The organism is [Flexibacter] sp. ATCC 35103 (assembly GCF_001975985.1).
In the GTDB taxonomy this organism is placed as follows: domain Bacteria; phylum Bacteroidota; class Bacteroidia; order Flavobacteriales; family Flavobacteriaceae; genus Flavobacterium.
Map to the genome: position 1 here is coordinate 532748 of NZ_MTQF01000001.1, position 14400 is coordinate 547147.

General features: G+C 33.7%; 11 protein-coding genes. 4 read left to right on the forward strand and 7 right to left on the reverse strand.

Annotated elements, in window-relative coordinates; genetic code table 11:
• Nucleotides 1-109 precede the first annotated feature (109 nt).
• From kdsA to BXU01_RS02240, 4 genes are all read left to right on the forward strand, one after another.
• Nucleotides 110-928 (forward strand): 3-deoxy-8-phosphooctulonate synthase, encoded by an 819-nt coding sequence (gene kdsA / locus BXU01_RS02225; protein ID WP_055097995.1) that lies wholly within the window; start codon nt 110-112, stop codon nt 926-928.
• A gap of 19 nt (nt 929-947) precedes the next feature.
• Nucleotides 948-1859 (forward strand): hypothetical protein, encoded by a 912-nt coding sequence (locus BXU01_RS02230; protein ID WP_083691503.1) that lies wholly within the window; start codon nt 948-950, stop codon nt 1857-1859.
• Between the two features lie 255 nt (nt 1860-2114).
• Nucleotides 2115-2798: a YiiX family permuted papain-like enzyme gene (locus BXU01_RS02235; protein WP_083691504.1), complete on the forward strand. Its 684-nt coding sequence runs from the start codon at nt 2115-2117 to the stop codon at nt 2796-2798.
• 185 nt (nt 2799-2983) lie between these two features.
• A complete protein-coding gene (locus tag BXU01_RS02240) occupies nt 2984-4084 on the forward strand; it encodes a PAS domain-containing sensor histidine kinase (RefSeq protein WP_083691505.1) in 1101 nt (366 codons plus the stop codon).
• A gap of 67 nt (nt 4085-4151) precedes the next feature.
• On the opposite strand, the gene BXU01_RS02245 is transcribed toward BXU01_RS02240, so the two are convergent.
• The 7 genes from BXU01_RS02245 to BXU01_RS02275 all read right to left on the reverse strand — a co-directional run bounded on the left by BXU01_RS02245 (nt 4152) and on the right by BXU01_RS02275 (nt 14398).
• The gene (locus BXU01_RS02245) at nt 4152-5540 is read right to left on the reverse strand and encodes a M20/M25/M40 family metallo-hydrolase (RefSeq protein ID WP_083691506.1); all 1389 of its coding nucleotides are present in this window, start codon (nt 5538-5540) and stop codon (nt 4152-4154) included.
• A gap of 96 nt (nt 5541-5636) precedes the next feature.
• On the reverse strand, nt 5637-7556 hold the full coding sequence (locus BXU01_RS02250) for a family 43 glycosylhydrolase (protein ID WP_083691507.1): 1920 nt from the start codon (nt 7554-7556) through the stop codon (nt 5637-5639).
• 5 nt (nt 7557-7561) lie between these two features.
• Nucleotides 7562-8347: a glycerophosphodiester phosphodiesterase family protein gene (locus BXU01_RS02255; RefSeq protein WP_083691508.1), complete on the reverse strand. Its 786-nt coding sequence runs from the start codon at nt 8345-8347 to the stop codon at nt 7562-7564.
• 111 nt (nt 8348-8458) lie between these two features.
• Nucleotides 8459-10759: a beta-glucosidase BglX gene (bglX, locus tag BXU01_RS02260; RefSeq protein WP_083691509.1), complete on the reverse strand. Its 2301-nt coding sequence runs from the start codon at nt 10757-10759 to the stop codon at nt 8459-8461.
• Nucleotides 10760-10769: 10 nt separating this feature from the next.
• Nucleotides 10770-11483: a prolyl oligopeptidase family serine peptidase gene (locus BXU01_RS02265; RefSeq protein WP_083691510.1), complete on the reverse strand. Its 714-nt coding sequence runs from the start codon at nt 11481-11483 to the stop codon at nt 10770-10772.
• 8 nt (nt 11484-11491) lie between these two features.
• Entirely contained in the window at nt 11492-12865 is a 1374-nt protein-coding gene (locus tag BXU01_RS02270; protein WP_083691511.1) for a glucoamylase family protein, read from the reverse strand.
• Between the two features lie 69 nt (nt 12866-12934).
• Nucleotides 12935-14398, reverse strand: coding sequence for a RagB/SusD family nutrient uptake outer membrane protein (locus BXU01_RS02275; RefSeq protein ID WP_083691512.1), 1464 nt, complete (start codon nt 14396-14398; stop codon nt 12935-12937).
• Nucleotides 14399-14400 lie beyond the last annotated feature (2 nt).

Consider the following 14400-nt stretch of genomic DNA (forward strand, 5'->3'; position numbering starts at 1 on the left):
AGAGAAAAATATTACAGCGGATAGCACGATTGGCTTCTTAAAATAATCTTAAATCTTAATCTCGTATTCATAAATCATAACTACCTTTGCACTGTCAAAAAATCATATTATGAACATACAACATATTCCACAAATTAAGCATACTGAAAGCGGAAATTTCTTTTTATTAGCAGGCCCTTGCGCTATTGAAGGAGAAGAAATGGCTCTAAGAATTGCTGAAAAATTAGTTGGTATTACCGACAAACTTCAGATTCCTTATGTATTCAAGGGATCATTTAAAAAAGCCAATCGTTCCAGAATTGATAGTTTTTCCGGAATTGGTGACGAAAAAGCATTAAAAATTTTAAGAAAAGTTTCTGAGACTTTTCATGTTCCAACTGTAACAGATATTCATACAAATGAGGATGCTGATATGGCGGCGCAATACGTTGACGTTTTGCAAATTCCTGCCTTCTTGGTACGTCAAACTGATCTTGTTGTTGCTGCGGCTAATACAGGAAAAGTAGTGAACCTGAAAAAAGGACAATTTATGAGTCCGGAAAGCATGAAACATGCTGTACAAAAGGTACTTGATTGCCAAAACGAAAATGTGATGGTTACAGATCGTGGTACTATGTTTGGATATCAGGACATGATAGTAGATTTTAGAGGAATCCCTACTATGCAACAATATGCAAGTACGGTTCTTGATGTTACGCACTCGTTGCAACAACCTAACCAAACTGCCGGTGTTACGGGCGGAAGACCTGATATGATTGAAACTGTTGCCAAAGCGGGTATTGCTGTGGGTGTTGACGGTATTTTTATCGAAACTCATTTTGACCCTGCTAATGCAAAAAGTGATGGTGCTAATATGTTACATTTAGACTATTTTGAAGGTTTAATGACCAAATTGGTAGCTATTAGAAAAACAGTTAATTCATTCTAATCATTTTTAAAATAAATAATTGAAAAATAAATTTTTATTCTTGCCTTTCTTCTTAATGTGTTTTGCTGTGAACATGTTTGCCCAGGATGAGATTGCAATACAAGATAAATATACAGCACATAATAAAGGTAAGTTCTTTGTTTCATGGGGTGGTAATAGAGATAGTTATACTAAATCTGATGTAAACTTTAGAGGTAAAGATTATAATTTTACGGTTGCTGATATGAAAGCTCATGACAAACCAAAAGGATATCATATTGATTATGTAAATCCTGCTAACATGACGATTCCTCAGACTAATTTTAGAATGGGATACTTTTTTAGCGATCATTACAGCGTTTCGATTGGATGGGATCACATGAAATATGTGATGACTCAAAATCAAATCGCTAATGTTACCGGTAATATTAATTTACCTGCTGATCAGGCTGGATCTTATTACAACGGAGATTATAATAATACACCTGTAGATATGTCTCAACATGGTGCTCAGGAAGGTGGTATTGCCGGTGGTAATCAGGGAAATCCTCCTGCTTTTTTAATGTATGAGCATACAGATGGTTTGAACTATATTAATACTGAGGTTTCACGACATGATGATATTTCGAATTGGTTGGGTTTACCAAATATTGATAAAGTACAAATTAATTTAACTGAGGGTTTAGGTGCAGGACTTTTATATCCTAAAACAAATACAACTCTATTAGGAAAAGAACGTCATGATGATTTTCATATTTCCGGTTATGGTTTATCTGCAAAAGCGGGAATTAACTTTACTTTTTTCAAGTATTTCTACTTGCAAGGTGAGCTAAAAGGCGGTTACATCAACATGCAGGATATTAGAACTACACAAAGTAATAATGATAAGGCATCGCAGGACTTTTTCTTTTTACAGAGAATTATTGCTGTAGGCGGAATTTTTAGAATCTAATATTTCTCATAAAATATATTTAAAAATAGTTATCATTTTGGTAACTATTTTTTTTTGCCTTTTATTTGCTGAGCTTAATAAAAAAATCGTGCAAGGTCGCAGAGCCGCAAAGTTTTTTGTTTCACGCAGATTAAGTAGATTATAGCAGATATAATCTAAAAATCTGCTATTTATAATTATCTGCGCGTATCTGCCTTAATCTTTTTAAAATCTGCGTGAAATATAATTTTGCGATAAATACCTTAAAACTAAAAGATGAAAAAATCAAAATACTTATTTGTTGGAATTACATTTTTACTGAGTTTCGGCTGTGCATTGTTTGTTGCCATGCAGGTTTTCCCTAACAATCCGTTTTCTAAGACGCACTCTAAAGTCGAAAATACTTTGGAGAATAAAATTCAGGATGGTGATCTTATTTTTCAAACTTCAGAATCGAGTCAATGCGAAGCGGTTCGAATTGCTACTAATTCAAAGTTTTCGCATTGTGGACTTATTTATAACATAAATGGAAACTGGTTTGTTTTTGAAGCTGTTCAGCCTGTAAAACTAACTCGCCTTGAAGATTGGATTCAACATGGAAAAGAGCATAAATATCTCGTAAAAAGATTAAAAAATGCGGATAAAGTATTAACTCCTGCAACCTTACAAAAAATGAAAGATTACAGTCAGGTATTTATGGGCAAAGATTATGATGCTTATTTTGAGTGGTCAGATACCCGAATTTATTGTTCTGAACTGATCTGGAAAATCTATAAAAATGGTGCCGGTATCGAATTATCAAAATTGAAGCAATTAAAAGATTTTAATTTAACGGATCCCAGAGCACAAAAATTAGTAAAGGAAAGATATGGAAATGATATTCCACTTGAAGAAAAAGTGGTTGCTCCGTCTGATTTAGTCGATTCAGATTTACTAAAAACAGTTATAGATACTTATTGATATTTTAAAGGAGAAAAATAAAAAACCATTTATAAGATTTTACTTGTACATTATTTTATCATTTTTGTTGTTCAACGAATTAAATTGTTTTTGAACGAATATCCAATTAAAATGTTAAAAAGAAGATATAACTGTAAAATTTTAATCTTATTTTAGTGATGTAATTTCAAAATTAGGTTTTATCTATGAATAATAGCGCACCTAACCTCACTGAAAAAACTGTTGATTTTTTCAATCAGTTTGAAGAGTTTTTTGATTCTTCGCCAGATCTTTTATGTATCGCCGGATTTGATGGATACTTTAAAAGAATAAACCCATCTGTATCAAAATTATTAGAATACAGCGAGGAAGAATTATTCTCAAAACCAATAAACGATTTTGTTTTTGAAGCTGATAAGGTAACTACTTCTAATTCGAGAAAAAACCTGACCCGAAAAATTGGTTTATACAATTTTGAGAATCGGTATGTTACTAAAAGCGGTAATATTGTTTGGTTATTATGGACTTCGTTTCCCATACAAAAGGACAAACTTGTTTTTGCAATCGCCAAAAATATCACGTTTAAAAAAGAACTGGAACAAGAACGAAACGCTCATTTAACTGAACTTACTAAAATAAATAATGAGCTTAAACAACTTACTTATACTACTGCTCACGATTTAAGATCACCTGTAAATAATTTATTGGCTGTTTTTGATCTTCTGGATACATCGACTATTACAGATCCGGAAACGCTTGAACTGATTTCGATAATAGAAATCGCAACACACAGCTTAAAAAAAACATTGATTGATCATGTCGCTATTTTGGATAAAAAAAATGAAGAAGACAATCAATTAGAAGTATTAAATCTGGATTCGATTTTAAAAGAAGTTTTGTTTTCTATAAACTCTTTAATTAACAATTCAAAAGTGGAATTTTTCATAGATTTTTCAGAAGCTGAAACTGTTCTTTTTAATAAAACTTCGTTAAAAAGTATATTTCTGAATTTGATTACCAATTCAATAAAATATTCGCAACCCGGATCTTTACCTATTATTAATTTTAATTCACACAGGTTTAACGGATCAACGCAACTAACGATTACAGATAACGGAATTGGTTTTGATATGGAAAAAGTAAAGGATAAAATTTTTGGTTTACACCAAAAATTCAATTCGCGAGAAGACAGTAATGGTATTGGACTATATCTGGTATACAATCATGTTACCAATCTTGGCGGACATATTTGCCTGGAAAGCAAAATAAATGAGGGAGCAAAATTTACTATTATTTTTAAAGACTGATTTTATAATTTCAAAAAAAGCTATGAGTAAAACCCATAGCTTTTGTTCATTTTATATGTAGTAAAATTTAGTTTGCTGTTGGCAGAACAATTCCGTTTTGATCTATTAAATAAATCAACGAAGTCATTGTTCCGGCACCAAGTTCTAATTCTCTTTTATTAATTGCATCAAATTTATCGTTTGCTGCATGATGATAATCAAAATAACGTTGTGAATCTGGCATTAAACCAGCTTTTACAATGGTTTTAGACGTTAAATGCTCAATATCTGATCCGCTGTGTCCTTTTATGAAACTATTTACAAAATATGGCTCAAAAAGAGTTGCATATCCTTGAATTTTTTTCAGATTAGCGTCATCAGCTTCTATAGAAAATCCTCTTGGTGTAAATCCGCCGGAATCACTTTCTAAAGCAAAAATGTGATTCTCGTTCTTTTGTTTAGAAACTTCTTCATATTTGGCACCACCTCTTCCACCGTTTTCTTCGTTCATAAACAATACAACACGAATGGTATTTTTAGGCTTATAGTTTAAGTTTTTAAGAATACGCACTACTTCCATACTTTGTACTACTCCTGCTCCATCGTCATGAGAACCGTCAGCAAGATCCCATGAGTCTAAGTGACCTCCTACAACGAGAATATTTTCGGGCGTTACTGTTCCTGTCAATTCTCCAATTACATTATAAGATTGTACATCAGGTAATGTTTCGCAAGATTGCTTAAAGTAAAGTTTCAAGCCCGGAGTACTTTTTAATAATTTACTCAATAGTTCTGCTCCGTTAGTACTGATTGCAGCAGCCGGAATATATTGTTCTTTTGGCAAATCACCATAACTTTGGGCTCCTGCATGCGGAAAATCATCTAAACGAAGGTTTAATGAACGAACAATCGTACCAACTGCACCAAATTTAGCTGCTTCTTTAGCGCCAATGCGTCTTTGGTCCCCTGCTTCGGAATAAGATTCAAAAGTTGCGACATTTTCAGGATTCATTGGTCTGTTAAAGAATACAATTTTACCTTTTACTTTATCTCCTAATTCGTTCAGTTCTTTAATACTTTGTACTTCTATAACTTCTGCTGTAATTCCGGTTTTAGGTGTAGCAACTGATCCTCCTAAAGCGCAAATTGGAACACTCATTTTTACTTTTCCGTCCAGAATAAAAGCGGTTTCTTTTTCGCCACGAACCCAATGCGGAACCGTAACTTCTTGTAAATATACTTTATCAAGACCTAATGTTTCAAGCTGTCTTTTGGTATATTCGACACCTTGTTGTGCGCCTGTAGAACCTGATAAACGGCTCCCAATATCATTAGACAAATATTCTAACCAAGTATAACACTTCGCTTCCGTTAGCGCTTTTTTGTAGAATAATTTAATGTTCTTTTCATCATTTGATTGTGCAAAAGATGTCAATCCGCTCAAAACTAAAGCAGTTAAAAGAATCGTTTTTTTCATATGGTTTATAGCATTTTGGGTTGTTACGCAAAGGAACAAAATTCTTTAGAACTGCCACAGGTTTTATTTAACGATTTCTCAAAATAAAATTAAAAATTATTTTACTTCAATTAATTCATTTTTAGTGCTAATTCCGTTTTCATTAAAGGCTTCAATCGTAAAATAATACTTCGTTCCTTTGTCTAAACCTCTAAAATCATATGAAGTTTCATCATACACCATAATAGTATTGTATAATTTATCAGGCGTAATACCGTAATAAATATTATACCCTATTGCATCTGTTTGTTTTTTCCAGGAAATCATTGCATTACGCGAATCAGATGCATTTCTGTCTACTTTAAAATCAGTAACGGATTTTGGTTTTTCTGCCAGTCCATTACCAAAAACCCTAAAATCAGAAATAGCAAATAATCCTGATGCATTGTGAATATTTTCCATTTTGATGTAACGCGCCTTGATTGCTTTTGTTAATTCTACATAATCATGCGGAACATCTTTTGCATTTTTTGATTTATCTACTACCAATTTCCAGTTTACAGCATCATCAGACATGAAGATTTTATATTGATAATAAATATCCATTGCCTTGTTGTATTGCGTTGCTTTATGATCTGCATAGTTAATCTGCAAAGCATTAATCTGCATTTGTCTGCCTAAATCAAGCTGTAACCATTCTCCCGGATGATCTGTTTTTGCGGACCAATAGGTTTGAATATTTTCATCGGTCAGATTACTGGCTCCATAACAAAACTTCTCATATACTTTTTTACCGCCGTTATCTACTCTGTGCGTTTCGACCTCCATACATTCTTCTGAAGAAGATACTGTCACGGGTTTTTTATACGAAAGTAACATCCAGCCTGAAGAAGCTCCATTTTCCTGATTGCGCTTTTTGGTTGGCAAAACTATAGGAAAATCTCCATAAGAAGTAATCGAATACATCACATCATCTTTATCAAATCCTGCAGGAAACATATCAATACGACGCTCAAAACGATCTTTTATAGATATTTTGCAGGTTCCGGTATTCCAATAATTTCCATAATTATCTGCAAAGGTATTTCCGTGTCCGGCTCCAATTACAAATCCGCCCGGTTTATATGACATTGGATTGTGTTTTTGATATTCAAAAGGTCCCAACGGACTATTCCCTACATGAACACCATTTGCATAACCTTTATATTCTGTTGCCGGCGCTCCGTATTGCATATAATATTTACCGTTGTGTTTGGTCATCCAGGCTCCTTCAATAAAGTTACCCCAAGGCGCCGGTTCCATATCATTATTAGGCCCAAAACGTTCCCAACCGTGAGAAGCCGGATCCAAACCTACAACTTCTTTGATTTGACCATACGGACGTTGAATATCCTCAACTTCTGTTACTTTATATAATTTTTCGTAATCTGCCTGATTCCCTTTTGGAAGCCATGTTTTATAATCTACTTCTACACCCACAAGAGGCAGTTTACCACTTGAACCATAATACATATATACTTTTTTATCATCATCCTGAAAAATAGCCGGATCCCAGGTAGGAAGCATTGCTTTATCTACATGTCTTAACCATTGACCTGATTTTGGATCTGCAGTTTTCCAGATTGGATGATCTCTCTTCCAGGTTGAACCTACATAAAACAACGTATCATTTACAACCCATGCAGCTGGTGCGCATTGATCATCATCTGCAGGTTTTCTTTGAAAACTTCCGTAAACAAATTTCCAGTCAGACATGTCTTTACTCCAGAAATATCCTGCCTGATTTGTAGCAAATAAGTAATACTCGCCTTTATAAGTAATAATCACAGGATCTGCACTGGAACGACGTGATTCCGGAATACCATTATGATTTTCAGTAGTGTAATTATACCCAATATTAACAGGATTACAATACGTAGAGGCTTTTTTATTAGGATCAAACCATTCTGTTTTTCCTGGAATATTCGTTTTTTGCGCCCAATTGTTATTGCATACAAACAAGAGCAATAAAAGTGGTATTGAAAGTAGTTTATGCATTTTTTCTATTTTTTGTTTTTTATTCTTTGATTTAGTAGTTCAGGTTCATTTGTAGTTATGTAATCAAATTTATTTTCAATAATCCAATCCATAACTTCAGGATCATTAACTGTCCAGACATTTAAAATAATCTTATTGTCTTTTGCTTCTTTGATCCATTCTGGATGTTTTTGAAAAACTGAATAATGAAAATCAATTCCTGAAATTTGATCTGATTTAACTTCTTTTGGAGATTTATTGCCTTCCAGATATTGTAAAGAAGTTTTAGTGTCTATTTGTCTGATTTGTTTTAAAATTTCATAATCAAAACTGATGTAACAGGTGCTTTTTTCAGCTTTAAGTTTTTTAATCATTTCAACCGTTTTTAAGGCTGTAAGTTTTCCTCTTTCTTTATTGATTTCCGATGGTTTTATTTCGCAGACTAATAAAGTTTTTTTATTATTTTTTTTACCCTCTGTAATATATTCATATAAAGTTGGCAGTTTTTCGCCGTTCGAAAGCTTAAACTTTATCAAATCAGCATAATTTGTTTCTTCGATAAGTAACTTGTTATAATGTGCATCATGATTGATTATCAAAGAATCATCTGCTGTTCTCCAAACATCAAACTCTGAACCTGCCAATTTTAAATCTATGGCATGCCTTAGAGAAGCAATTGAATTTTCAGGAAAATTATTTTGTTTCCAGGCACCGCGATGTGCAACAATGCCATTTTTCTTTACAGTACAAGAAGAAAAAACAAATAGTACCAAGACTAAAAAAAATAATTGATATTGTTTAATAGTATTCATTTGTAGAAAATTAAAATTGTAAAAAATTACTGTACTTTTTAAGGCTGAAAAGCTAAAAAAAAGCCCTTCGCTAACCAAAGACGAAGGGCTATTAACTAATTAACAAACCAATTATTTAGCTAATTCAAAACTAACTTTCTTATCGGCATTTGAATTTCCTCCAACGAAAATTTCAAACTGACCAGGTTCTGCTACAAATTGTAAATCAGAATTATAAAATTTTAAATCTTCAACCGTAATATCAAAAGTCACGGTTTGTTTCTCCCCTTTTTTAAGTGTTATTTTTTGGAAATTCTTCAATTCTCTAACTGGTCTTGTTACTGAACCAACTAAATCTCTAATATATAATTGTACCGTTTCTTTTCCGTCATAGTTTCCTGTATTCGCTACATCAACTGTTACTTTTAATTTTCCGTCTGCATTCATTTTATCAGATGAAATTTTAAGGTTTGAGTAGTCAAATGAAGTATAGCTTAAACCGAAACCAAATGGAAATAATGGTTCATTTCTTTCGTCGATATAATTAGATCTGAATTTTTCGAATTTGCCTTCTGTGTTAGAAAGTGGTCTTCCTGTATTTTTGTGTGCGTAGTAAATTGGTAATTGCCCAACGCTTCTAGGGAAAGTTGTCGTTAATTTTCCGGAAGGATTTACATCTCCAAATAAAACATCAGCAATAGCATAACCAGCTTCAGAACCTGCAAACCAAACATTTAAAATGGCAGGAACAGTTTCGTTTTCGTCTTTTAAAACTAAAGGACGACCATCAAATAAAACCAATACAACCGGTTTTCCTGTTTTTAACAATGCATTTAATAAATCTTTTTGAGCTTGTGGAATTTCTAAATTTGTACGGCTGCTTGATTCTCCACTCATTTCTGCAGATTCTCCAAGTGCAGCAACAATAACATCTGACTGATTTGCTATTTTTAAAGCTTCTGCCAGTAATTCTTCTTTTGAACGAGCATCTCTATGTAAGGTTTTACCAAACATTGTTGCGTTAGTTTCAAAAGTTTCATCGTAATCTAAGTTACTTCCTTTTGCATATAATACTTTCGCAGAAGTTCCTGCTACTTCTTTAATTCCTGCTAATAACGAAATAGCATTTTCCATTTTTGTAGCTACACTCCAGGTTCCCGGCATATTCTCTTTTGCATCTGCCAATGGTCCGATTAAAGCAATTGTACCTGATTTTTTAAGTGGCAATACCTGATTTTGGTTTTTTAATAAAACCAATGATTGAGCTGAAATTGATCTTGCTTCTTTTCTGCTGCTTGCTGTAAAAATTTCAGTCTTAGCTCTGTTAGCATCACAATATTTATATGGATCCTGGAACAATCCTAAATCATATTTAGCTTCTAAAATTAGTTTTACTGCATTATCGATAGTTTCGATTGTTACTTTTTTCTCGTCTAAAGATTTTTTCAAAGTTCCTAAGAAACCTTCTCCAACCATATCCATTTCAACACCAGCATTTAGAGATAAAGCAGAAACTGCTTGTAAGTCACCCATACCGTGTTCGATCATTTCCGGAATTCCGGTAAAGTCAGTTACTACAAAACCTTTAAAACCCCATTGTTTTCTTAAAATATCTGTCATTAACCATTTGTTTCCTGTTGCAGGAATTCCGTCAACTTCATTAAAAGAAGCCATAACAGATCCTACACCGGCATCAACAGCTGCTTTGTAAGGAGGGAAATAATCATTAAACATTCTGATATGACTCATATCGACTGTATTATAATCACGTCCTGCTTCTGGAGCACCATATAAAGCGAAGTGTTTTACACACGCCATAATCGAATTATTTTTAGAAAGATCATGTTGTTGGTAACCATTAACCATTGCTTTTGCAATTTGGCTTCCTAAGTAAGGATCTTCACCTGAACCTTCAGAAACTCTTCCCCAACGAGGATCGCGAGAAACATCAACCATTGGAGAAAATGTCCAGTTGATTCCATCTGCACTTGCTTCCTGAGCAGCAATTTGAGCACTTCTTTCGATTAAGCCCATATCCCACGTACAAGATAATCCTAACGGAATTGGGAATGTTGTTTCGTAACCGTGGATAACATCCATCCCGAAAATCAATGGAATTTTCAAGCGGCTTTGTTCAACAGCAATTCTTTGTACTTCTCTAATTTTTTGAACAGATTTAATATTGAATAAACCTCCAACTTTACCTTCAGCAATCTTTTTAGCCACATCAGAACTATTTGCTTGTCCTGTAGTAATATCTCCGGAAGTTGGTAAATTAAGCTGACCTAATTTTTCATCCAATGTCATTTTCGACAATAACTCAGCTACAAACTCTGATTTTGGTTTAATTTTTACTGTACTTTTAGTATTCTTTTTCTGGGCGTAACCCAAAACAGCACATCCTAAAAATAGTAAGACTAATTTGTTTTTCATTCTATTATATTTATTTGTTCGTATTCTTTTTTACCTGTTTAAACATCCAGTCATATATTTCCGGATTGTCATAAACTCTTGTCCAGCTATCGTGTCCCGCGTCATCAAAAATGGTCAATTGAACATCTTTCGCATTGCATTTTTTCAATTCTTTATAAATACTTATTGCGTAATCAACTTTTACTACATCATCTAATAATCCGTGAAATATTCTGGTTGGGATATTCGCTATTTTGCAGGCACTTTCAAGCTCAATCAAATCAACAAAGCCAGAAATAGGTACTATTGCCGCAAACATATCCGGATATGAAAGGGCTAAATTCCAAGCTGCCCAGCCTCCGGAACTTAATCCTGTAACATATATTCTCTGAGCATCGATCTTATTCTCTTTTTGAATTTTTAAAATCAATTCGTGAATAGATTCAATATTCCAATTCTCATCTTCTTTACATTGTGGTGCCAAAACATAAGCATCTAATTGATGTGTTTTTAGATATTTTAAAGGTCCATTGATTTTTACTTTTTCAATGTCTGTTCCTTTTTCTCCATCACCGGAAATAAAAACTACTAATGGCTTTTTATCTTTTATATTGGCCGGTTTGTGTAATGCGTAACCCAATTCATAATTGGTTACTACAACTGTCTTTATTTTTCCTGTTGTCTCGCTTTGTGCAAAACCAGCAATAGAAAACAACAGTGCCATAATTGGTAACTTGAAGTTCATTTTAAATACTATTTAATTCCGTATTTTTCAGATTTAAAGCCCAGCTTCACTAAACCTTGTTTTACTTCTGGAGCATTCATGAATAGCTTCCATAATAAACCGGTACGATAGTTTTCGATCATAACAACTTCAGGTCCCTGATCGATAGCTAAATAGCGTTTTGCAACCCAATTATTATTCTGTAAACTCAAAGCATCATAAAAACCGGCATTTCCCCAGGTTTCTTTTTTATGATTATCATATAAATTGCGTATTACGGCCATTGATTCTTTTGGTGTATAAACAATTGAACTTATAGCAGCTGTTGGCGACATCACACCTTGATCGTTGCTTGGCATATGCGCATTGTAACCAATAGAACCGTCAGGATTTCTTGAATATGAAGCACTTAATCCCCAATAATCAGCACTATATCCTTTTTTTGGATTTTCTATACAATATTCATAATTGATTTTTGTCTGATTAACATTCAGATCCCAGTAATTAGCATATTTATCTGTTAGTTGGTTTGGGTCTAAACCTACATAAGAATAATGCGCCCAGAATAATGGACCTCCAAATTCCTGAGCTCCATTATGTTTTAAAACTAATGGAATATTATATTTTGTTTTAGAAGAAACAATCCCTCCACTTCTGGCCCATCCTTCATGGTATGCTTTTGCCTCTATTGAATGTGTTGGCGAAGATGCTGCAAGCACGTAAGTAATTAAACATTCATTATATCCTTCTAAAGGAAAATTCATTTGCCAGTCATATGTTGGTGACCAATGCCAGTACAATACATTTTTATTATTGGTGTACCATTGCCAGTCGACACCTTTCCAAAGTGCGTCATATTTTTGAGCTACAGCTTTCTCTTTTTCTGAACCGTCTTTTAGATATTCGCGAACAGTAATCATCCCTGCAACCAAAAATGATGTTTCGACTAAGTCTCCACCATTATCCTTGGTTCCAAAAGGTTTTACTTTTCCGGTATTTCCGTCTATCCAGTGTGACCATGCTCCGTGAAAACGATCTGCTTTGCCTAAAAAATCAGCAATTTTGTTTAATCGCTCAACTCCTTTTTCTTTAGTAATATATCCTTGGGACATTCCTGAAACAACAGCCATTAATCCAAAACCTGAACCTCCGGTTGTTACTATATTTGCATCATTTTCAGGATAAACTCCGTCCGGATGATAACGTTCTCTTGCTAATCCTGAATTTGGCTCAGCATAATCCCAAAAATATTTAAAGGTTTGTTTTTGAACAGTTGCTAAAAGTTCTTCATCTGTTAATTTTACAGTTGCTGCCTTTTCTCCTTCATTTTCTTTTGATTTATCAGCATTAGAGCCACAACCAAAAAATGTAAAAACTAATAATAAAACTGAAATTCTAACCATTATAAAAAAATTTAAGATTTTATAAATAATCACTTCCTTCAAGATCTTGAAGGAAGTGATATATTAATATTAATTGTAACCAGGATTTTGAGAAGACATTCCTTCTGATATTAAAAGGAACGATGCCGGAATTGGGAATAATTCGTTTTTACCTACTGTAAATACTTTTCCATCTACCGCAAAAGCATCTTTTGCCTGACCAGTTCTAACTAAGTCAAAGAATCTGTCAAATTCAAAAGCTAGTTCAACTCTTCTTTCTTTCCAGATTGCAGTTCTAACTGTTGCCTGAGAAGTTGCCGGAGTATCACCTAGACCAGCTCTGTGTCTGATTATATTTAATAACGGAATTGCCTGTGAAGTCTGTCCTAATTCATTTAAAGCTTCAGCTTTCATTAATAATACTTCACCATATCTTAAATATTTAATGTTAGCATCTGTTTCCCATGCACTTGTATATGCAGAAGAATAAGCTTTTAAATTATATCTCGGATTAGGATCGTCTGCACTTATTACAGGAATTACTCTTCCATCATATAAAGTTGCACCTCTAAAAATAATCGTTGCATCTTTTCTAACATCTCCAGCCTCATAAGCATTAACTAAACTTTGAGAAGGCTGATTGAATCCCCATCCCCATGCATCACGAACACCCTGAACGTTAGAATATCCTTGAATTCCACGAGCTGGTACTGCACCATTACCGTTTATTTCAAAAATAGATTCTCCATCATTTTCTCCTTCTAATCTGAACATTTTAGCATAATCCGGAGAAATAATATAACCTGTAACCAGATTACAATTATCTACAACACTTTGCCATTTTTTTTGATACAAACTTACTTTAGCCAATAAAGCATAAGCTGCTCCTTTTGAAGCTCTGGCTTTTTCTGCATCACCATATTGAGATTTATTTGGTAAAACGGCAGCAGCCTCAGTTAAATCTTTTTCAATAAAAGCATAAACTTCAGCAGCTGATTTACGAGTTAGCTGCATAGCTTTACTTTCTGCTGATAATGGAATACTTGATACTCTATCTACAATTGGAACACCTCCATAACATTTCACTAAAGTAAAGTACATGAAAGCTCTTAAAAATTTTGCCTCAGCCATTAATCTTTCTCTTAATGCCGGATCAGCTTTGTCCAATTTTGGAAGAATAGCTAATGCCTGGTTACATCTGTTGATCCCGTCATAGTTTGCATTAAAAGTACTTTCAGCAGATGGATTTGATGCATTATAAGTTAAGGCATCCAAAACATCTTTATCAGTACCTGTATCACTTGGAGTTGATCCTTTATCAGCATCATCAGAGGTAATACTTGCTAAACCAATCCATCCGAATGAACTCATATCCCAGTCTAAAAATTTACTGTAGATTGAGGTAACAAATGTTTTTGCTCCACTGTCATTGTTAAACAGCTCGATATCATCTGTAGAAATAGTTTCTGTTTGTTTAACATCTAAGTAATCATCTGCACATCCGGTAAATGTAAATGCTGATAACACGAAGATTGATATATATATCTTTTTCATAA

What these genes read in the sequence shown, in the direction of transcription:
- bglX (WP_083691509.1), bottom strand. Translation starts at nt 10,759, where the DNA reads ATGAAAAACAAATTAGTCTTACTATTTTTAGGATGTGCTGTTTTGGGT.
- BXU01_RS02275 (WP_083691512.1), bottom strand. Translation starts at nt 14,398, where the DNA reads ATGAAAAAGATATATATATCAATCTTCGTGTTATCAGCATTTACATTT.
- BXU01_RS02255 (WP_083691508.1), bottom strand. Translation starts at nt 8,347, where the DNA reads ATGAATACTATTAAACAATATCAATTATTTTTTTTAGTCTTGGTACTA.
- BXU01_RS02270 (WP_083691511.1), bottom strand. Translation starts at nt 12,865, where the DNA reads ATGGTTAGAATTTCAGTTTTATTATTAGTTTTTACATTTTTTGGTTGT.
- BXU01_RS02240 (WP_083691505.1), top strand. Translation starts at nt 2,984, where the DNA reads ATGAATAATAGCGCACCTAACCTCACTGAAAAAACTGTTGATTTTTTC.
- kdsA (WP_055097995.1), top strand. Translation starts at nt 110, where the DNA reads ATGAACATACAACATATTCCACAAATTAAGCATACTGAAAGCGGAAAT.
- BXU01_RS02245 (WP_083691506.1), bottom strand. Translation starts at nt 5,540, where the DNA reads ATGAAAAAAACGATTCTTTTAACTGCTTTAGTTTTGAGCGGATTGACA.
- BXU01_RS02250 (WP_083691507.1), bottom strand. Translation starts at nt 7,556, where the DNA reads ATGCATAAACTACTTTCAATACCACTTTTATTGCTCTTGTTTGTATGC.
- BXU01_RS02235 (WP_083691504.1), top strand. Translation starts at nt 2,115, where the DNA reads ATGAAAAAATCAAAATACTTATTTGTTGGAATTACATTTTTACTGAGT.
- BXU01_RS02265 (WP_083691510.1), bottom strand. Translation starts at nt 11,483, where the DNA reads ATGAACTTCAAGTTACCAATTATGGCACTGTTGTTTTCTATTGCTGGT.